The sequence below is a fragment of the Nocardia sp. Tas62D01 genome, assembly GCF_055232035.1.
Window position 1 is genome coordinate 3,031,055 of the sequence record NZ_JBUYUZ010000001.1, and the last position, 18,378, is coordinate 3,049,432.

Below are 18,378 nucleotides of genomic sequence, written 5' to 3' on the forward strand. Positions count from 1 at the left end.
GCCCGAGCAGAGCCGACCCAGCCGCACGTGCGCCGGGCCGAGCGGAAGCGACCCAGCCGCATGTGCGCCGGGCCGAACGGAAGCGACCCAGCCGCATGTGCGCCGGGCCGAACGGAAGCGACCCAGCCGCATGTGCGCCGGGCCGAACGGAAGCGACCCAGCCGCATGTGCGCCGGGCCGAACGGAAGCGAGGCAGCCGCCTATTGGCGGTAGCTGGATAGGAAGTTGCCGAAGCGCTCGATCGCGACGGCCAGGTCCCTGGCCCATGGCAGCGTGACGATCCGCAGATGATCATGATTCGGCCAGTTGAAGCCGGTGCCCTGCACCATCAAGATCTTCTCCTGCAGCAGCAGATCGAGGATCAACCTCGAATCATCGCGGATCTCGTAGACGTTCGGATCCAGCCGCGGGAACGCGTACAACGCGCCCTTCGGCTTTACGCACGACACACCAGGGATCATGTTCAGCCGCCCCCACGCGACATCGCGCTGCTCCAGCAGCCGCCCGCCGGGCAGGATCAAATCCTCGATGCTCTGGTGTCCGCCCAGCGCCACCTGAATCGCATGCTGCGCAGGCACATTCGGGCACAACCGGGTCGAGGCGAGCAGGTCGATGCCCTCCAGGAAGCCCGCGGCATGCTCCTTCGGTCCGGTGATGGCGAGCCAGCCCGAGCGGTAGCCCGCCACCCGGTAGGCCTTGGACAGGCCGTTGAAGGTCAGGCACAGCAGGTCGGGCGCCATCGTGGCGAGCGAGATGTGCTTGGCGTCGTCGTAGAGGATCTTGTCGTAGATCTCGTCGGCGAGCAGCAGTAGCTGATGCTTGCGCGCGATATCGACCAGTTGCTGCAGGATCTCGGTGGAGTACACCGCGCCGGTCGGATTGTTCGGGTTGATCACCAGCAGTGCCTTGGTCTTGTCGGTGATCTTCGACTCGATATCGGCGACGTCGGGCTGCCAACCGTTGGCCTCGTCGCACAGGTAGTGCACCGGGGTGCCGCCGGCCAGGCTGGTCATGGCGGTCCACAGCGGATAGTCCGGCGCCGGGATCAGCACTTCGTCGCCGTTGTCGAGCAGCGCCTGCATGGTTATGGTGATCAGCTCGGAGACGCCGTTGCCCAGATAGATGTCGTCCACGTCGAGCTCGGGGAAGCCAGGCACCAGTTCGTAGCGGGTCACGATGGCGCGCCGGGCCGACAGGATGCCCTTCGATTCCGAATAACCCTGGGCATACGGCAGCGCGGCGACGATATCGCGCATGATCACATCGGGGGCCTCGAACCCGAAGGGAGCCGGGTTACCGATGTTGAGCTTGAGGATGCGATGGCCCTCGGACTCCAGCCGTGCCGCGTGCGCGTGTACCGGTCCACGAATTTCGTAGAGGACGTCCTGCAGCTTCGTCGACTGCTCCAGGACGCGCGGCGGGCGATGTGGTAGATGACTCGGGCTCACCCGTCCAATGGTGCCATCCGTCGCAAGCGCTTAATTCAATGTGTCCACGTCAGGCAGGCCTATCGCCCGGCGGTATGCCCTTGGCGGCGGTGACGCCGCAGAATTCCTCGATCTGCTCGTCCAGGTAGCGCGCTTCGACCGCATCACGGAAAGCCTGGCCCGCAATGCGCCGCCGCACTCCGGTGAGCCGCTCCTCCAACTGGGCGATGCGCTTGTCCTCGGCCAGGCCGAGCACCGGATGCAGGGCTTCCGCCGCGCCGTCCAGGCTGCCGTTGATCAGATGCGCGGCCGCGCTGTCCACCCGGGCCAGCGATTCGGCGCCATAAGAGCGTTGCTCGGACGGTCCGTTCGAATACAGCTCGATGGCCTGCCGAGTGGCGGCCAAGGCGGGCGCGGCCTGGCCGAGGTGGATGTAGGTGGCGCCTGCGTAATAGTGGGCCTTCGCGTTGTTGAACCCGAACACGCCGCCGACCTCGTCGTGCAGGGTGTCGGTCTCGGTGACCTCGCGCGCGTCGTCCGCAGCGCGGATACAGCGATCGGTGTCGGCATCGCTGCCCAGGCAGGACCAGATCCTGGCCTCGATATTGAGCAGTCGCACCTTGGCCGTGGCCGACTCGGCGAACTCCTGTCCGCTCTGCGCGAGCAGAATCCCGCGCCGCGGACGGTCGGACCAGTATTCGATGAGCGCGTGCATGCCGCGGGTCCAGGCGCGTAATCCGTTGTGCCCGCACAATTCGGCGTAAGCCCAAGCGGCTCTGGCCTGTTCGCCTGCCGCGTCGTAATAGCCCAGGTCCATGCTCGCATTGGCGAGCAAGCCCGAGAGGGTGCCCGCCAGCAGGTATAGATAGCTGGTGTCGACGGGCCGCTGATGACCCTCGAGCAACCGGTATACCCGGCGTCGCACCCGCAGCATCTCCACCATCATCGGCACCGGCGGAATGCGCACATAGTCGTTCGCGATGCGCGTGACATCGGCGTCGAGCTGTTCCAAGGTGGTCACGCCCACATTGGTGCTCTCGGCCTGGCCGGCGTGCTCGCTGGCCTCATGGGCAGCCGCCATGATCAGATCCCTCTCCGAAATCGCTGCTAACGCTTCACCTCTCATCGCACCGGCGTCTATGAGAGCCAACAGATCCGCGTCGCTCGAATAAATGGCGTGCGCCGCGGCGCCGGCAGGCACATCGAACCCAGGTGCGGAAGGCCGATCGACCATCCGTTGATCGATCAGCGCCACGAACCGTGTCCGCACAACATCGTCGGACCTGGCCAGGGACGTATCGAGAGCGGCTTGATTGATCGGACGTGGATGAACCCGGGCGCCGCCGGCCTCCCACTTCGACACCAGGCGTTCGTGCACACCCAAATGTGCCGCGAACTCCCGGATACTCATCCGCTTGGCATCGCGAAGGGCTCGAGCCTCTCTACCTGACCACTGCCGCACCACATGTCATCCCTCCGAAGGAACTCCTTCTCAGGGTACGAGTGGTTTGCACATGCGGCCACCGGCAAAAGCGATCGGCTATAAGTGGCAGCGGAATGGCAGTGGAAGGCGGGCGCGCGGGCAATACCGAATCGCCGGGGCCGGGCGGGACCCTTGACGCAGGAGGCAAGGAGTTGGCCGTGAACGTGGACAGACTCAGGACAGTCGACGATTGGGTGGCCTACTACCGGCACGAGTTCGGGCTACCGGTCCGCGAGCAAGGCGGGTTCGTCATGCTGCCGATCACCGGCCGAGTGTGTGTCGTGCATCTGCCAACCGCCAGGGCCGAAAAGGTCAGGGCGGCACTGGAACAGCAGGGGACGAGGGGCCTCATGCTGGCCAGGCAGATCCGCTGGAGCTTCCTGGCCGCGCGGGACAGTCGGCCGGGGACACAGGTATTGGAGGTGCTCAACCTACTCGATATAGGCATTCCTGCCATCGGCAGTGCCGTGATGTTGCCGACAGGGCTCGGCCACTGGACCCGGGAAGGGTGCTTCTGGGTCGGCCCGCCGAGCCGCGGCGACACGCTCCCACCGCTGTCCGTCATTATCACGATGGCATTGGCGGGCGGAGCGGGCGGCGGGGACTGATTCTGCGTCATCGGGCCCCGTTGCCGCCCGGCGCCGAGCGCGGACGAGTCCGCCCCATTTCTCCACAGTCGACGGGGCGGACTCGACCGGGTCTTGCGGTTCATGGTCGGGACAACGCACCGGATCTAGGGTGGATGGATGTGCAGTGCTGCAGTGGATTCCGAAATCCACCCGCCATCTATTTCGGCAGCGGGAAATTCAGGTACGACTTCGACGGCGTCGGACCGCGCTGCCCCTGGTACTTTGAGCCCGTGCTGGCGCTGCCATAGGGGTGCTCGGCCGGGCTGGTCAACCGCAGCAGGCACAGCTGGCCGATCTTCATTCCCGGCCACAAAGTAATGGGCAGGTTCGCCACGTTCGACAGTTCGAGGGTGATGTGTCCGCTGAAGCCGGGGTCGATGAAACCGGCGGTCGAGTGGGTCAGCAGGCCGAGCCTGCCCAAACTCGACTTGCCTTCCAACCGCCCCGCCAGATCGTCCGGCAGCGTGCACACCTCCAGCGTGGAGCCGAGCACGAACTCACCGGGATGCAGCACGAACGGCTCACCCACGGCGGGCTCGACCAGACTGGTCAGCTCGTCCTGACGCTTCGCCGGATCGATGTGGGTATAGCGGGAATTGTCGAAGACCCGGAACATCCCGTCCAGCCGCACGTCGATGCTCGACGGCTGAATCAGGTTTTCCAGGAGCGGCTCGACGCCGAGACGCCCAGCGGCGATCTCCGCACGGATGTCACGATCGGAAAGCAGCACGCCGAGAGAGTAGCGCCTGCTCGATGAGGGTCATCAGCCGCACAGTGACAAGCCGAGACCCGCCGTGGCGCTATCAGTTGCGCGATCGGCGACTGAAGGTCAGCGCGACTCGAGGAAGTCACGCACCGTCTTGGCGAATCCGGCCGGATCGGCCTTGTGCACGAAATGGTCGGTGCCCAGCGTGGCATTCGGCCGCTTCGCGACCATCTCGTTGGCCAGCGCCTGATCCGTGCACGGCGGCACGCTGCCCGCGGTCAGTAGGGCGGGGCATTCACTGCCCAGCCAATGCGACCATGCCGATTCCACGAGGCCGAACGCCGACTCGAACCGATCACGTCCCACTGTGGGCCACAGGCTCATTGACGCAGGTCAACGGCATTTAGTGGCGGTTTTTCCCGCCTTCGGGTCGACTCTGCTACAGTCTCGGAGGTACCTCTGGTACAGCTTGCCGATGTAGTTCAATGGCAGAACTTCTGCTTCCCAAGCAGACAGCGCGGGTTCGATTCCCGTCATCGGCTCCACAGCAGAAATAGGCCCTGACCAGTGTTTAGCCGGTCGGGGCCTATTCTTGTTCTCAGCGTCAGCCAGCCTGAATGTCACGAGTTGTCACAACCTCACCCAAAGTCTTCGCAGCGTCTCGAAGCGCCTCGACCCGGGAGTGGGTGTAGATCTTCGCCGTAATACTCGCGTCGGCGTGACCCAGCCACGCAGCGATCACCGCAAGCGGCACCTTCCGCAGGTGCATCGTGGTCCCGCAGGTGTGACGAGCGTCGTGCAGCCGGATGTGTCGGACGCCAGCCCTTCTGAGCGCCTCGGACCATCGACGGGTTAACGTGTCCGGGTGATACGGGGTGCCATCTTCCTTGCACACGACGTAATCACCGTCCTGGTACGCCTTGCCGAATTGAAGTTTGTCCGCAGCCTGCCGACGCCGTGCCCTTCGCAGCACTTCCACCATTTCGTCATCCATCGGGAGTGTCCGAACGGAAGCTTCGGTCTTCGGGTCGTCCTCCACGGCCTTGCCGCCGGCCGACGCACGGCCGATATGCACCACGAGCGTTTTCTGTACAAAATCGACACCACTCCAGCGCAATCCGCCGAGTTCGCTCCGACGCAACCCGCACAGCGCGAGGAACCAGGCGTGTCGGTCCCGGTCTCCTTCCAAGCTGGTCAGCAGCTGCGACACTTCGGCCGGCGTATACGTCATCGGCTTGCGCTTCTTGCCCGCCTTTGGCTTGATTGCACGAGCTACGTTGTGCGCCAACATCTTTCGCTCGATCGCATAGTCGAGGACCATCGACGTCGTTTCGATAGTCCGCTTCAACGACCGAGCGGCCCACGGACGCCGGACTCTGCCCTTCTCGGTCTTGGTACCACCCTTCTGCAGCGCGGACACCAGATCGTCCAGGTGCTTGCGGGTCAACTTCTGCACCGGCACGTCGCCGTACTGTTCACGCAACGGCGCAAGGTTGTACTCGTAGACCGCCCGCGTGGTTCCCCGAGCCCAGTGCAAGCTATCAAGCCAGTCACGGCAAACCTCTTCTACGGTGACATCCTTCCTCACCACGAAATCGCCGGACGCTGCGTCAGCTTGGAACTTCGCCAGAGCCTCCCGAGCTTCCCGCTCGGTGCAGAACCGCCGACGCACCTGGTGCCGCTTGCCGGTTTCCGGATCGCGGCCAGCATCGGCCACCACCTGATACCGGACCACCGGCTTGTTCGTCCGCCGATCGGTCACCGTGATCTTGGTGATCTGCGGCGGTAGCTGCTGGCGACTCATGCCGAGTTGTCCAGCTCAGCGATGTAATCCGCGACGGCCTGCTCCGTCACGAACCGCCGACGCCCGATCTTCACCGATCGCAGCTCACCCGACCCGATCAGCTCGTAGTACTTGCTGTGCCCGACCGGAATCCGCTCCCGGACCTCCTGCTCAGTGAGCAACCGCGCCATCTCTCCTGTTCCTTTCTATGCCGCTTGTGGAATTGTCGAAGCTTCTTGTGTCCCAGGCGGACCGGCCGCGAGTAGGGCGGTTGTGTATTCGGCTCGCCATTTCGTGCGTTGGGCGATCGCGGCCATGATCAGGTGCTCTCGGGGTGGCACCGAGTGGTCACCGGGTTCGACCGGGGTGACCTTCAGGTGGGAGGTGTCGGCCTTGACCATCCCGACCCTGGCGAGCAGTTGCCGAACGAACTCGACACGATCAGCGCGGTAGTCGGGCAGGGTTTTGCCGGACCATTGCTCCGAGGGCAGGACCCGTTGACTGGGCAGGCCGAGGTGTCTCGGCGGTGTGCCTTGCCGCGGCATCGACCGGGAACGGTCTTCTCGCTGGCTCCTTTCGGGGAGATCCCGTAGCGCAGCCACACCGCGCAGGTCTTCGAGCACGGGGTGTGCTGGAGTTCGGCGTGGAGGCGGTCGTAGTGGGCGGCGGCCGCGAGGTTTGTGGTTCGAGGACTTCGGCGATGGACTTGGTGAGGTACTTGGTGACGTAGCCGACCGTGCGGGCGGCTTCTTCGGTGTTGCCGAGCACACCGCGGATGTCTTTCGGATCGATCTGACTGCCGAACTTCACGACATGCGCCGGTTCCAGGTCATCAACGGTCGACAGAACGTCTTGCGCCTCATCGAAAGTCGGGAGCGGTTGCCGGGTATCGGGGTCAACGAACCTGCACGCTTGGTGATCCCACACCGGCATGTGATCGCCGCGGTAGACCTCCTGGTCGTGATGGGGCCACCACACCTGGTAGTAGGTTGCCGCGGCTACCTGCTTGACTACCTCGTCGAGGGCTGGTCGGACCGAGTCGACCTCATCGCGGATCCCACTGCGGCACTGGATGTTCCGGCCATCCTGCTCCGGCCCGACGGCTACGTCGCCTGGATCGGCGAGAACCAGCAGGACCTGAACGACCACCTCGCCCGCTGGTTCGGCAAGCCCGCCAACTGATTTCACCTGAGCAACCGAAAGTGAAGGCGAACACGCCTGTCTCGGGTCGAGATCATGGCTGGTTCGCGTGGTCATCCCGCATATTCGTGGCGAGAATGGTGAGCAGGTCTGCGGCGCTGTCGGCCAGGAGTTGGGAGTGGTCGGCGTTCTCGTCGGACATCCACCGCAAACGGAAACAACTCAGGCGACCGGATCGGGGACAACCTGTCCCGGCCCGGCCCACCCACAGGCTGACTACAGTTTGCTGAAGTACTCGATAAGTAGCCGCATATCGCGTGTTCTCACGTCGGTCAACCGTCCATATATGCGGCGATGAGAGTCCGGTCGCCGAGGACCTCGTGCCGGATCGTGTTGTACAGGATGCGGAATCGGTGTACCTCCATGTCCGATGCATCACCGTCTGGGATCACGCCGCGGCAGAGAGTTCGTACTTCAGCGTGCCGAAAACCGTTCGACCACACTGTTGTGAGATCGTCTGAGCTGGCCTTGGGCTCGGGATGCGGCCGGGAACATCGGCGGATCGAATCCGGGCTGCGCTGCGGGACTTGATGGGCGACAGCATGATCGGGTGCATCGCTACCGTCGGTGTCCGAACCCGGGCGGGTTGCAGTCGGCGCCCAACTCGGGGTGCCGATAGTCGGGTTCAGCGCAGCGAAGTTGTCGGCAGTGGCGGTGCCCAATCCCGCCACCCGTACCTCGACTGCCATCGGGACACCGAGCGTGGCCGAAGCTGCTGCGCTGCTGACCGCCGGAGCTGGACCACTGGTGGTGCCCAAGCGTACGGTGCGCAGCCTGACGATCACAGCCGCTGAAACGCGTTAGCCGACAGACGCTCCGGTGAATCGGCAGTTCCGCCGACGGCAGTCGAGGGTTCGCCGGCAGCGGTCAGAGACAGAAGCCGCCGATGTTGATGCCAGGGGTCACCGTCACCACTGCGCCGCCCGCGATCGGCAGGAATTGCAACTGGCTGTCGAAGTAGCCGGCGGTGATCGCGTTCTGGCCGGAGGTGGCGGGTGTCCACGAGACGCTCGCGATGCCGCCGGATACCGGAGCGGAGCCCAGCACGAGGTTACTGGCGGAGGAATCAACGTCGAAGAATTCGACGGTGCCCTGCGGTACTGCCGAGCCGTCGGGCTGCTTCACTGTCGCCGTGACCGTTACAGGGCAGCCGGTTCCGATGACATTCGCCGACCCTGTCACGGATCCGGTCAGGGCCACCGTAATCGTCGGTGCGGTCAGTGCGGAGGCATTGGGCGCGAACATCATCGGGACCGCCAGGCAGGCAGCCAGTGCCGACGCGGCGACGATGCCCCGAGTATGTGTGGCTCCGAATTCGATCATGGTGCCGCCTTCTTCTATGGTGTGTTGTCCGAGCTGTCGGCCGTCATTCTTACGGAAAGCGGCGAGCTATGCACAATGGGTGCATTCGGAGCCACCATGCCCGCCGACCGGTGCTCCAAGGCGTCACGGAGGTCCGGTCCGCGACGGCCGCTGGTCGTGAGACAGATATCGCGGTCAGCCATACGGACCCAGCGCGGCGGTAACCAGGCAGCTCAACCGATCTCTTGCGTCAAGGTTGTGGCAGAACTCGGTGGGGCGGAGGGTTGGTCACCCGCTGCGTGCGACCAGCGGGCCAGAGGCTCCTGCAACGCGCGGTAATGCCGATGAGCGCATCCCGTGCGAGCCCGGGTTACTCACACGATATTCGCGCTGAGCCGAACGGCGACCACTACAGTCCAGGATTGTGGACCGGTCTCAGGAAGTGCCAACGCCACCGACGATCTTTCGATCTTCGTGGGTCCGTTGGGTAGAGATGTTGTTGTTGGGCCTGGCAGGGATCGCGGGCGGCTGGTTACTGCTCGTGACAACCACTTCCGCCGACTCGCCGCTGATGTTCCCTGTGGTGGCGCCGATCGTCTTAGGAACCCTTTGGCTGTTTCTCGTACTGCATCACGTCGTCCGGCTCGCACCCGAAATGACAGTCGACGATCAGGAAGTGACACTCAACCCATTCGGACGAATCCCGTGGGCTGCGATATCGCGTATCCATCTGATCACAGCCCACGGCGCGAGGTATCTGGCCATCGAGCTGGTCGAGCCCAGCCCGAAACTTGTCGAAGGTCATTGGCCCAAATGGATCTACGGTCCGACAGGCAAGATCACGGTAGGCTTCCCGCTTGCCATCTCGGAGCGCTGGCTGCGCCCAATATCGCTGGACGACGTCGCTGCGGAATTACACAGCCGAAATCCAAGCCTGGTCATCACAAGGTCTGAACGCGGAGGTTTTTGGCGAGCCCATCCTTAGCCGCCTCGGCCCGGTAATCAGACCTATCTGATCCGGTCCCGACGGCGCCGCCGCCAATCGTCTCCACAGGCAATATCCTGAAATGCCGCATACCGCACGTTCTTCGGTCAGCAGTTGAAGGACGGCGGTAGCAGCACACGTAGTCCTCGCACGTACAAGGGTCGTTGCCGAATTTCCCCATATAGGCGCCTGCGGCGGCGCTACCGCGCCGCCGCAGCGCTTCGACGCGCAACGCTCGCTGATGAAGCGCCCGCTCGCGGCGCGTCGGCACGTCGGCGGCACGGTTGCGCCACGACGGGGCTTGCGATCCTCTTTGGGACACTTCTCCAACTACCGACAGGGCTGGGCACGATGTGAGCCGTACCCGACTTACCTCCCGAGCCGATCACCAATCCGCCGGCACTCTGCCCAGTCCACCGGCTGTGGTCACCTCCACCAACGCCGACCAAAGCAACTGGTCTCCTCCGCACGGGTGATGCGCCCCCCGGGGGGTGGTCACAGGTGGGGGTAGTCGGACTCGACCGCGGCCCGGCAGCGTGGCAGTCGGTGCACACCAACCAAACTGCGCAACCTCCGGCCGCGTAGCCCTGCTGTGTGGTGGCCTGCATTGTGTTCCCGCGCCCCTCCAGCCTCAAGGGCGCCGACGGCGTCACTCCGTGATGGCTACGCCACCCTTGACCCCGGAGCCTCTACGCGCGAAAGGCAGGCCCTATGGGGCAGGCGGTAGCCAGCCCGCCATGGGTGCAACCCACCACCCAACAGGGCCAAACCTGGGTCCAGACAAGCGATCGAGTGGAACGAGGCGAAAGCAAATCCAGCGGCGGCCCACCTGTTTGGTAGCGTCAACGCTATTGGATGCATCGAACGCTACAAGATACGATCTATATAGCCCCACTATGCAGGGGTGGAGACCGGCCATCGTTGGCCGACGACCGGACTTCTTTGGGCCAGTGCATCAACAGCATCCAGCATGCAAGCAGGATGAGCAGCCGACCTGGACAGACGATGGAGACCTCAAGTCCTGGATCCCAGGCTGGGGTCTCTTTCGTTTGAACTCTCCTTCTATGCGCCTTCCGGGGCATAGTTACCTACCTTCCTTGTCAAGGACCGCACCTCCGAGGCTGTTCAGGAGACAGACTTCAGATGTGCGTCCAAGGCAAGGACGGCGTATGTCCCCAACTCCGCTTGTGGCGGAATCGGTTCCGCGACAAAGATTAGTCGATTGCCGCGAGGGGCTGACGCTAAGCAGGTCGAGACTCTCGCCGCTACCACCCAGTAGCGGAACGCGACGTACCCAATTGGTTACTTCTGGTATCCAAATGGGTTATACCTACGCCCATTTGGCCCAATTGAATGTGTCGTGAATCAAACCGGTTATGACTTGCCGGTCAAGCGTCAGGCTGCGTCACTCGGCGTCACCACAGTGTCACAAGTACCCCGAACCCTGCCGGACGCCGGTGTACTGAACCGCCAGATCATCGGACCTCCCCGATCACTCGAAAACCCCCGAAACCAACCCGAGCCTGCTTCCCAAGCAGACAGCGCGGGTTCGATTCCCGTCATCGGCTCCACGGAAAGAGGCCCTGAACCAGCAGCTTGCTGGTTCAGGGCCGTTTTTCGTTCAGCCCGAATGCGCTACCGTTCGAGCACCCGCTCGGAGGTCGCGCAGTTGTTGCGCGCCAACACAATCACCTTCGATCATCGGCCGCGGGAGATGGTCCGGACAGTACCGGAGGGTGAGTCGGGGTCGCTCGCTGGGTTGATGCGGTCGGCCCTGTGCCGCTGCGATCATCTTCCGTATGCACTTCCGTCGCACCGTGTTCTGCGTGGCCATGGCGGCCGCACTACTCACAGCAGCCCTGGCCGCCTGTAGCTCCACCGCGCCCGCGGCACCCGCGCTGAACTGGCAGCCGTGCGCGGAGAAGGCCGAATTCGACTGCGCGACAATGGCCGTGCCCATCGACTGGGCGGATCCGGGTGGTTCGACGATCGACGTCGCCGTGGTACGAGATCGAGCTGACGACGCGGTGCGGAAGGTCGGGACGTTGGTTTCGCTGCCCGGCGGGCCTGGCTCGTCGGGGGTGGACGAAATCCTGCGGGGAAAGTTTTCGCCGGAGCTGCGGGCGCGGTTCGACATCATCAGCCTCGATCCGCGTGGGGTGAAGCGCAGTCATCCGATTCTGTGCGACGGCGGGCTCGGCGCGAACGGGCCGAACATGATGCCGCACGCCGGTGGGCGGATCGATGAAGCGCGCTCCTATGCAAGGGATCTCAAGGACAGTTGCCGCAAATACACTGGCCCGCTTATCGACCATGTCGACTCCGTGAGTATCGCGCGGGACGTCGATGCGCTGCGCTCGGCGCTCGGCGTGGACCAGATCAGTCTCTACGGCCGTTCCTACGGCACGATGCCCGCACAAGCCTACGCCGAACTTTTCCCGAACCGGCTGCGCGCGTCGCTGCTGGACAGCGTGGACGACCACAGCCTCGACGGGCGTGGATTCCTCGCCACCGAAGCACGCGCCGGTCAAGACACTTTCAACGAATTCGCGTCCTGGTGTGCGCGTGACGAACAGTGTGTCCTGCACGGCACCGACGTGCACCGCACCTATGGCGATCTCTTCGCCAGGGCCGGACGCGGCGAGCTGCGGGATGCGGACAAACCGCTGGGACCGCTCGAGTTGAGCCGCAAGGTCACCCAACCGCTCTATGCACCCGAATGGTCCAGGCTCGCAACAGATCTGCGGGCACTGACCGATCAACCGGCGCACGACCCCATCCAACTCGCCCCGGTCCAGAGATCCGGCAAGCCGACCCCCATGCCGGAGATCGCTCTGTGCTCCGACTGGCGATTCGACGTCACCGATCAGGAAGACTGGCTGCGCCTCTGGCACGAACAGAACGCCAACGCCCCCACCCTGCGCGCCCATTTCGCCTGGGGCGCAGGCACTCTCTGCTCCGGCTGGCCGACCGCACCACAGAACCCACAACACCACCCACAAGTCAACGACGGCCCACCGATCCTGGTGATGAGCTCCCTGCACGACCCGGCCACTCCACACGAATGGGCAATCCAGGTTGCCGCGCAGACGAACCGCGCGACCCTGCTGACCTACGACGGCTGAGGCCACGGCACCTACGACCGCACCCCCTGCACCACAACCGCCGCCGACCACTACCTCATCGACCTCACCACCCCCGCCACCGAAACCCACTGCCCAGCCGGTTAGCCGCCGCACCCGTCACGAGTGGTACCTGGCTGCGGGAAACACCGAGAAGTCCACTCCGAGATGTGCCACTCGTACGAGCAGCGGTGCATTTCTTGTCGGCGCCGCTCGCTACAGTCACGCCGTGGCTGGATCGCACTATTCGTTCACGGCGAAGCTCTGGGAGCACGAGGGGCAGGGGTCGTGGCATTTCGTGGAACTGCCCGAGGGGATCGCCGATGAGATCGAGGCGATGTATGCGCACCGAGCCGGTGGGTTCGGGGCGGTGAAGGTGGAGGTGACGATCGGCGGTAGCCAGTGGTCGACCTCGCTGTTCCCCGACAAGTCGCGGGCCACCTATGTGCTTCCGGTGAAGAAGCCGGTGCGGATTGCCGAGGACCTCACCACCGGATCCAAGGCACGGATCGAGCTCGTCGTCGTCCTGTGACCCGGCGCGTATCCCGGATCGTCTCAGTGCGGCGTGAGGCAGTCGCTGACGATTTTGTTGGTGGCCTGGCGGGCCTTCTCGGCGTCTTCCTTGCTCATGCCGAAGGTTGCCGGGTCGGCGGCCTTGGTGTCGTATTCGCTGCTGATCATCTTGTGCAGGCCCTCCTGCGAGATGCCCTGGTCCACATAGACTTTCGCCGCGCAGTCGGCGAGCTGCTGATCCTTCAGACCCTTGTCCTGCAATGATTTGGCCAGATCCGCCTGGGTCACCGCGGGTTGCGCCGCGGCCTTGTCGTTTTCGCACGCCGTCAATACCGGCAGTGCGACTAGTGCTGCGGCGATCAGGAAAATCCGCACCTGACTCCTCTTCTCGGTTAGTCGTGACATGAATCGGCCACCGCTGGGACGACGCAACGATAATGCCGCACCGCGTCCGGCGGTGGTCGATCGAACCGAACTATGGTTCGGCAGAACGCGTCACAGATCCATGGCCGCCCGCAGCGCGGTGTCGAGCCGCTCGAGCTCGTCGGCCGCCATTTCGTCGACCCGTTCGGCCAGCCAGCCACGATAGATGCGACCGATATTGCCTGCGTGCACCCAGCCGTGCCGCTGCACGGTCACCGCGAGAATGTCCTGGGGATCCTCATCGAGCACCTCGGCCGCGATCAGCCACTGCCTCGGGGATTCGTTGATGCCATCACTGCTGATGAGCACGATAGTGCGCAGCGGCGGCGGACCATGTGGGTGATAGATCCACAGTTCACCCTTGCGCACGCATAGCCTCCTCGGCGGCGGCCAGCTCCGCCTCGTCCGCCGCGGCTTGTGCCGTCACATCCACTACCGGACCCACACCCGTGCGCACAGCTTCGCGGCGCGCCGCCTTCGATATCCACGCCGACGGCGACATACCGGCCCGGGCCGCGGCCTGTTCGGCGAGCGACCAGGCGGCCTCGTCCAGCTACCGATCTCCGCCCGCTCCGGCTCGTTATCCAGGCCGCTGACGGAGAATCCGATCGCGAACTGATGGCTGGCGACTGCTGTTACTGTGATCGCATTCGGCCGGGCACGAAGAAGTAGGATCCACGAGCATGACGACGCTGAACCACCACCGGGTCGGGACGGGCGAACCGCTGGTGCTGGTGCACGGCATCGGCAGCCGGTGGCAGGTGTGGGAGCCGATCATCGACACCCTTGCCGAGTCGTTCGACGTTATCGCCGTCGACCTGCCCGGCTTCTCCGGTTCCGCGCCGCTGCCACACACCACCGTCGACACCCTCACCGAGGCGCTGGCCGATTTCCTCGCCACCGAAGGCATCGAGCGACCGCATCTGGCCGGCAATTCGATGGGCGGGCTCATCGCGCTCAACCTCGGCGCTCGCGGGCGGGCTCGCTCGGTGACCGCCTACTCCCCGATCGGATTCTGGGATACCTCCGGGCGGGTCTGGTGCCAGCAGTCCCTCGGCAAGTCGAAGGCACTGGCTGGGCCACTCGGACCCGCGTTGCCGACGATCCTCGGCACCGCCGCCGGGCGAACCGCCTTCCTCGGTCTGGTGTTCGGCAAGCCGTGGGCGGTCTACCCGCAGATCGCCCTCGACACTGCGAACGGCGCGGTCAACGCACCCGGATTCGACGAGGCCCTTGCCTCGTTCAGCGACGCGAAACTGCACGAAATCGGCAGTCTGGCAGACATTCCCGTCACCATCGCCTGGGGCAACCGCGATATCTTGCTGACCTACGCGACCCAAAGTCGCCGTGCCCGTGGCGTCCTGCCGAACGCCAGGCATGTCACGCTGCACGGTAGCGGCCACACCCCGTTCTATGACGACCCGGCCGCCTGCGCAAAGGTACTGCGGGACACCATCACCGCACATCCGTAGTAGCGATTCCGCCCGAGCGCCCTTCGTCACGGCCCCAACGCGCCTCGGTGAGGGCAGGCGTACGGGTTTTCCGATGCGCGCCCTCGCTCAGGCCGAGCCATCCGCGCAAGACGGTTGACGCTAACTGACCCACGGGTAAGATCCGCGCATGGGCACCACAACGGCCCGAGCTTCAGCAGCGATCTCGATGTCGCGGAAGCCGACAGCGATCCTATGGCTATCGTCCGCAGTATCATTCCGCTGCCATGGCGCGGAGTTCTCGGTAATGGCGGCCGAGCACGGACTGGTCCCCTATACGACTGGCGCGGCAACGCTGTCCAGCCTCATCGGCATCGACTAGGCACTTCTGATGACCAAGACCGTCGAAGCCGCCTATGCCGAGCGGATCGGCCTGGTCACCAAGGTGACCGCGGACCAGGTCGCGGCCGCCGAAAAGCTCGCTGACGCATCGCGACCCGCTCCCCACACCGTCGCCGGAGCCGAACGACTCTTCGACCGCTCCCTGCAGCCGTCGGCGCGGCGCACGTTCGCGATCGAGCGCGACACAACTGCCGCTGATCCTGCGCTTGACCGGGGCTCTCGGCAACAATTTGGCAAAGGACGCGAATCGGGGACGCAAGCCACCAATTTCATTGGGATTCACTGTTAGCATTTGCACGATTTGCCAGCCAGTCGAAATGTGACACGGGACACACGACGGGGGTCGGTGTATCGGGCACGCTTCGGCAAGAAATCGGAGGGCTCAGAGACTTTGACCAAGACCGCGTCCATCCTGATCTCAGCACTGGCGGGTGCCTCGGCCTTGCTCCTAGCAGTGACTTCCCCTGCCACGGCAAACCCAAACATGATCAACCCGATTCCGGTGCTCAACGGCACCAACGGGTTGCCCAACCTGATGGGACGCTCCAGGGCCGTGTTCCAGGTGACTGGCATGGCCAGCCCGAACAGCACCCAGACGTACAACGTGCTCGGCACCGACCTCGGCATCATGTGGGACAACGGCAACGGCGAGATGCTGACCGCCTTCGGTGATACCGCAGGACTCGGCTTCCCGAACCTACTCGTGGGCAGCGCCTGGGCGTGGCGCAGCAATATCCTGGTGCGCAGCCACACCCAGAACCCGGTCAACGGCGTCTATTTCGACAGTGTGGTGCGCGACATATTCGGCCAGGCTCGCGACCTGATCCCGAGCCCGAAGATCCCGTTCATCGAGATCAGCCGCATCCCCACCGCGGGCATCTCGGTCAACGGCGTCCAGTACATGAGCCTCATGTCTGTGAAGAGCTGGGACGACGTCGGCCAGTGGACCACGAACTTCTCCGGCCTGGCCGCCTCCGGCGACAATGGCGAGACCTGGGGCGAACTGTCCGCGACCCGACGCCCGAACGACGGTGCCGATGCCAACTTCCAGATGAACGCCTTCCTGAAGGACGGCGGGTTCGTCTACGAATACGGCACCCCGCCCGGGCGCAACCGCGCGGCATTCGTCGCCCGCGTTCGCGAGAACGACATCGGCAACCTGGGCGAGTACGAGTACTGGGACGGCGACCGCTGGCGCAAGAACGACGTCAATGCCGCGGCGCCGATCATGGGCGGGATCGGCGAGCTGTCGGTGATGTACAACTCCTACCTCGGGCAGTACATCGCGCTGACCACCGATCCGTTCAATTCGGTGGTGATGCGGCGCGCATCATCACCCGAAGGGCCGTGGAGCGATCCCGAGGTGTTGATCGACACCCGCGAACTGCCGACCGCGTACGCGCCGTCGATCTTCCCGTATCAGACCGGGCGTGACCTGTACTTCCTGACGACGGTGCACAGCCAGTACAACGTGGTCTTGATGCGCACCACGCTGTAAGCGCCGCCCGTGCGGGCGTTCGACCCGAGAGCCGGGGATCCAGCGACGGATCCCGGCTTTCGCCGTGCATACGGACCCTTCGCCGGGAAGCCACGGGCCGCACTCGGCGGCGCGACTTGACCTCAACAACACTTTAAGTACGAGGCTGGTCGCATCAACCGCCGAACTCGGGAGGACACCGTGGCTACTGCTGCCGCATCCAGCTTCACCGGCGAATCAGCCGGAACCATCGCGGAATTGCACGACTGGTTGCGCGCGAACGCGCATCCGGTGACCGACACAGATCCCGGTTTCACCGGACCGGATCTCGAGCCGTTGACCGACCGGCTCGCCGACGCGACGGTGGTCGGGCTCGGTGAGTCGACCCGGTTCTCGCAGCAGACCTTCGGCGTGCGGCAGCGCATCTTACGAGTCCTCGTCGAACATCACGGCTTCCGAGCTCTGGCGATTCAGGACAGCGCACGCTCGGGCGAACGCTGGGACGACTACGTGCGCACCGGAATGGGCGACCCCGAATCGGTACTCGCGGGCGCGTGGCGGCCATGGCGATCGGCCGAGACGGTCGCGGCGCTGGCCTGGATCCGCGCCTTCAATCAACAACACCCGGACGACCAGGTCCGCATCTTCGGCGTGCAACCGCCGCACGCGGAACCCTCCGATTACGACGTCGTGCTCGACTATGTCCAGCACGCGGCGCCGGATCGTCTTGCCGACCTCGAATCCCATCTCACCCCGATCAAGACCGCGCACCAGGTCGACGAACATGTGCAACGCCACCAGGGCATTCACCCCGGTCGCCCCTTCGTCGACCACGCCGGTAACGCTGTCGCACTGCTCGACGGACTACCCGAAACAGCCGAGCGCGCCACAGCGCTCGCCCAGGCGCACGTGATCCTCGCCTTCCACCAGAACAGCGTGGCGGGGCGGGGCGGCTTCGCCACCGAAGAGCACCCCGCCGCCGAACGCGTCATCGAATGGCAGCGCGGCACGGGCGCCAAGATCGCCTACTGGGACGGCATCGCCCACACATCCGGCCTTCCCCTCGGCGTCGGCCCCTCGGAGGCGAGCGCATTCCGCGGCACGGGCAGCCACCTGCGCACGCACTTCGGCGCCGGCTACGTGTCGGTGGCGATCGGCTTCCATCACGGCGACCTCGGCATGGCCGTGGCGCCCGATCCCGCACCCGACCTGATCGACGCGATGCTCGGCGAGGTGGATCTGCCCGCCTTCTACGTGCACCTGCACGACGACGCCCCGGAATCGGTGGACCGCTGGCGGCATGCGCCCGCGAAGGCACGCACCATCAGCGGAATCTACGACCCGGCGAAGGACGCCGAGGCGAACATGACCGTCAATTCGTTGATCGACGCGTTCGACGTGCTGATCCACATTCGGGAGACCTCGCCACTGCACTGGCTGCCGGAGTTCTCCGCGCCGAGCTGATCCCGGTGTTCGGTGCGCGCGGCTTCCAGCAG

At 64.6% G+C, this 18,378-nt stretch carries 20 protein-coding genes, 2 tRNA genes and 1 pseudogene; 12 read left to right on the plus strand and 11 right to left on the minus strand.

Annotated features, from left to right (window positions below; all coding sequences use genetic code 11):
* Positions 1 to 200: 200 nt before the first annotated feature.
* Both ACV7NQ_RS14900 and ACV7NQ_RS14905 read right to left on the minus strand, forming a co-directional pair.
* Positions 201 to 1,457 (minus strand): pyridoxal phosphate-dependent aminotransferase, encoded by a 1,257-nt coding sequence (locus ACV7NQ_RS14900; protein ID WP_463365669.1) that lies wholly within the window; start codon positions 1,455 to 1,457, stop codon positions 201 to 203.
* Between the two features lie 40 nt (positions 1,458 to 1,497).
* Positions 1,498 to 2,838 carry a helix-turn-helix domain-containing protein gene (locus ACV7NQ_RS14905; RefSeq protein WP_463360207.1) on the minus strand — a complete coding sequence of 447 codons (1,341 nt, stop codon included), beginning with the start codon at positions 2,836 to 2,838 and terminating at the stop codon, positions 1,498 to 1,500.
* 230 nt (positions 2,839 to 3,068) lie between these two features.
* Here ACV7NQ_RS14905 and ACV7NQ_RS14910 point away from each other — a divergent pair, with 230 nt between their 5' ends.
* Positions 3,069 to 3,518: a hypothetical protein gene (locus ACV7NQ_RS14910; RefSeq protein WP_463360208.1), complete on the plus strand. Its 450-nt coding sequence runs from the start codon at positions 3,069 to 3,071 to the stop codon at positions 3,516 to 3,518.
* 178 nt (positions 3,519 to 3,696) lie between these two features.
* Here the strand turns inward: ACV7NQ_RS14910 and dcd are convergent, their stop codons facing one another.
* On the minus strand, positions 3,697 to 4,269 hold the full coding sequence (gene dcd / locus ACV7NQ_RS14915) for a dCTP deaminase (RefSeq protein WP_463360209.1): 573 nt from the start codon (positions 4,267 to 4,269) through the stop codon (positions 3,697 to 3,699).
* 99 nt (positions 4,270 to 4,368) lie between these two features.
* Positions 4,369 to 4,629 (minus strand): alpha/beta fold hydrolase, encoded by a 261-nt coding sequence (locus tag ACV7NQ_RS14920; RefSeq protein ID WP_463360210.1) that lies wholly within the window; start codon positions 4,627 to 4,629, stop codon positions 4,369 to 4,371.
* An 87-nt stretch (positions 4,630 to 4,716) separates the two neighbouring features.
* On the opposite strand from ACV7NQ_RS14920, the gene ACV7NQ_RS14925 reads away from it, so the two are divergent.
* Positions 4,717 to 4,790: transfer RNA gene (locus ACV7NQ_RS14925), tRNA-Gly, on the plus strand.
* Between the two features lie 59 nt (positions 4,791 to 4,849).
* Here the strand turns inward: ACV7NQ_RS14925 and ACV7NQ_RS14930 are convergent.
* From ACV7NQ_RS14930 to ACV7NQ_RS14945, 4 genes and pseudogenes are all read right to left on the minus strand, one after another.
* Positions 4,850 to 6,049, minus strand: coding sequence for a tyrosine-type recombinase/integrase (locus ACV7NQ_RS14930; protein WP_463360211.1), 1,200 nt, complete (start codon positions 6,047 to 6,049; stop codon positions 4,850 to 4,852).
* Positions 6,046 to 6,219, minus strand: a complete 174-nt coding sequence (locus ACV7NQ_RS14935; protein WP_463360212.1) for a helix-turn-helix domain-containing protein — start codon at positions 6,217 to 6,219, stop codon at positions 6,046 to 6,048. Before ACV7NQ_RS14935 ends, ACV7NQ_RS14930 begins: the two co-directional genes overlap by 4 nt.
* 15 nt (positions 6,220 to 6,234) lie before the next feature.
* Positions 6,235 to 6,651, minus strand: coding sequence for a replication initiator (locus ACV7NQ_RS14940; RefSeq protein WP_463360213.1), 417 nt, complete (start codon positions 6,649 to 6,651; stop codon positions 6,235 to 6,237).
* A 46-nt stretch (positions 6,652 to 6,697) separates the two neighbouring features.
* A pseudogene (locus tag ACV7NQ_RS14945) lies at positions 6,698 to 6,961 on the minus strand (replication initiator); the annotation flags it as partial.
* Between the two features lie 30 nt (positions 6,962 to 6,991).
* Here ACV7NQ_RS14945 and ACV7NQ_RS14950 point away from each other — a divergent pair.
* Together ACV7NQ_RS14950 and ACV7NQ_RS14955 are read left to right on the plus strand one after the other, a co-directional pair.
* Positions 6,992 to 7,210 (plus strand): aromatic-ring hydroxylase C-terminal domain-containing protein, encoded by a 219-nt coding sequence (locus ACV7NQ_RS14950; protein ID WP_463365670.1) that lies wholly within the window; start codon positions 6,992 to 6,994, stop codon positions 7,208 to 7,210.
* Positions 7,211 to 7,795: 585 nt separating this feature from the next.
* Positions 7,796 to 8,032 carry a cobalamin biosynthesis protein gene (locus ACV7NQ_RS14955; RefSeq protein WP_463360214.1) on the plus strand — a complete coding sequence of 79 codons (237 nt, stop codon included), beginning with the start codon at positions 7,796 to 7,798 and terminating at the stop codon, positions 8,030 to 8,032.
* Positions 8,033 to 8,095: 63 nt separating this feature from the next.
* Here ACV7NQ_RS14955 and ACV7NQ_RS14960 read toward each other — a convergent pair whose 3' ends face one another.
* Positions 8,096 to 8,551 carry an Ig-like domain repeat protein gene (locus ACV7NQ_RS14960; protein ID WP_463359538.1) on the minus strand — a complete coding sequence of 152 codons (456 nt, stop codon included), beginning with the start codon at positions 8,549 to 8,551 and terminating at the stop codon, positions 8,096 to 8,098.
* Between the two features lie 403 nt (positions 8,552 to 8,954).
* On the opposite strand from ACV7NQ_RS14960, the gene ACV7NQ_RS14965 reads away from it, so the two are divergent.
* The 4 genes from ACV7NQ_RS14965 (at position 8,955) to ACV7NQ_RS14980 (ending at position 13,169) form a co-directional block, all read left to right on the plus strand.
* The gene (locus ACV7NQ_RS14965) at positions 8,955 to 9,515 is read left to right on the plus strand and encodes a hypothetical protein (protein ID WP_463360215.1); all 561 of its coding nucleotides are present in this window, start codon (positions 8,955 to 8,957) and stop codon (positions 9,513 to 9,515) included.
* Between the two features lie 1,453 nt (positions 9,516 to 10,968).
* A tRNA-OTHER gene (locus tag ACV7NQ_RS14970) sits at positions 10,969 to 11,086 on the plus strand.
* Positions 11,087 to 11,314: 228 nt separating this feature from the next.
* Entirely contained in the window at positions 11,315 to 12,640 is a 1,326-nt protein-coding gene (locus ACV7NQ_RS14975; RefSeq protein ID WP_463360216.1) for an alpha/beta fold hydrolase, read from the plus strand.
* 226 nt (positions 12,641 to 12,866) lie between these two features.
* Complete coding sequence (locus ACV7NQ_RS14980) at positions 12,867 to 13,169, plus strand: DUF1905 domain-containing protein (RefSeq protein WP_463360217.1); 303 nt, start codon at positions 12,867 to 12,869, stop codon at positions 13,167 to 13,169.
* A gap of 23 nt (positions 13,170 to 13,192) precedes the next feature.
* On the opposite strand, the gene ACV7NQ_RS14985 is transcribed toward ACV7NQ_RS14980, so the two are convergent.
* Entirely contained in the window at positions 13,193 to 13,525 is a 333-nt protein-coding gene (locus ACV7NQ_RS14985; RefSeq protein WP_463360218.1) for a hypothetical protein, read from the minus strand.
* Between the two features lie 120 nt (positions 13,526 to 13,645).
* Positions 13,646 to 13,942 carry a hypothetical protein gene (locus ACV7NQ_RS14990; protein ID WP_463360219.1) on the minus strand — a complete coding sequence of 99 codons (297 nt, stop codon included), beginning with the start codon at positions 13,940 to 13,942 and terminating at the stop codon, positions 13,646 to 13,648.
* 314 nt (positions 13,943 to 14,256) lie between these two features.
* On the opposite strand from ACV7NQ_RS14990, the gene ACV7NQ_RS14995 reads away from it, so the two are divergent.
* The 4 genes from ACV7NQ_RS14995 (at position 14,257) to ACV7NQ_RS15010 (ending at position 18,346) form a co-directional block, all read left to right on the plus strand.
* Positions 14,257 to 15,045, plus strand: a complete 789-nt coding sequence (locus ACV7NQ_RS14995; protein ID WP_463360220.1) for an alpha/beta fold hydrolase — start codon at positions 14,257 to 14,259, stop codon at positions 15,043 to 15,045.
* A gap of 349 nt (positions 15,046 to 15,394) precedes the next feature.
* Positions 15,395 to 15,694, plus strand: coding sequence for a hypothetical protein (locus ACV7NQ_RS15000; protein WP_463360221.1), 300 nt, complete (start codon positions 15,395 to 15,397; stop codon positions 15,692 to 15,694).
* Positions 15,695 to 15,796: 102 nt separating this feature from the next.
* Positions 15,797 to 16,903, plus strand: coding sequence for a DUF4185 domain-containing protein (locus tag ACV7NQ_RS15005; RefSeq protein WP_463360222.1), 1,107 nt, complete (start codon positions 15,797 to 15,799; stop codon positions 16,901 to 16,903).
* Positions 16,904 to 17,083: 180 nt separating this feature from the next.
* Entirely contained in the window at positions 17,084 to 18,346 is a 1,263-nt protein-coding gene (locus tag ACV7NQ_RS15010; RefSeq protein ID WP_463360223.1) for an erythromycin esterase family protein, read from the plus strand.
* The last annotated feature ends 32 nt before the right edge of the window (positions 18,347 to 18,378 follow it).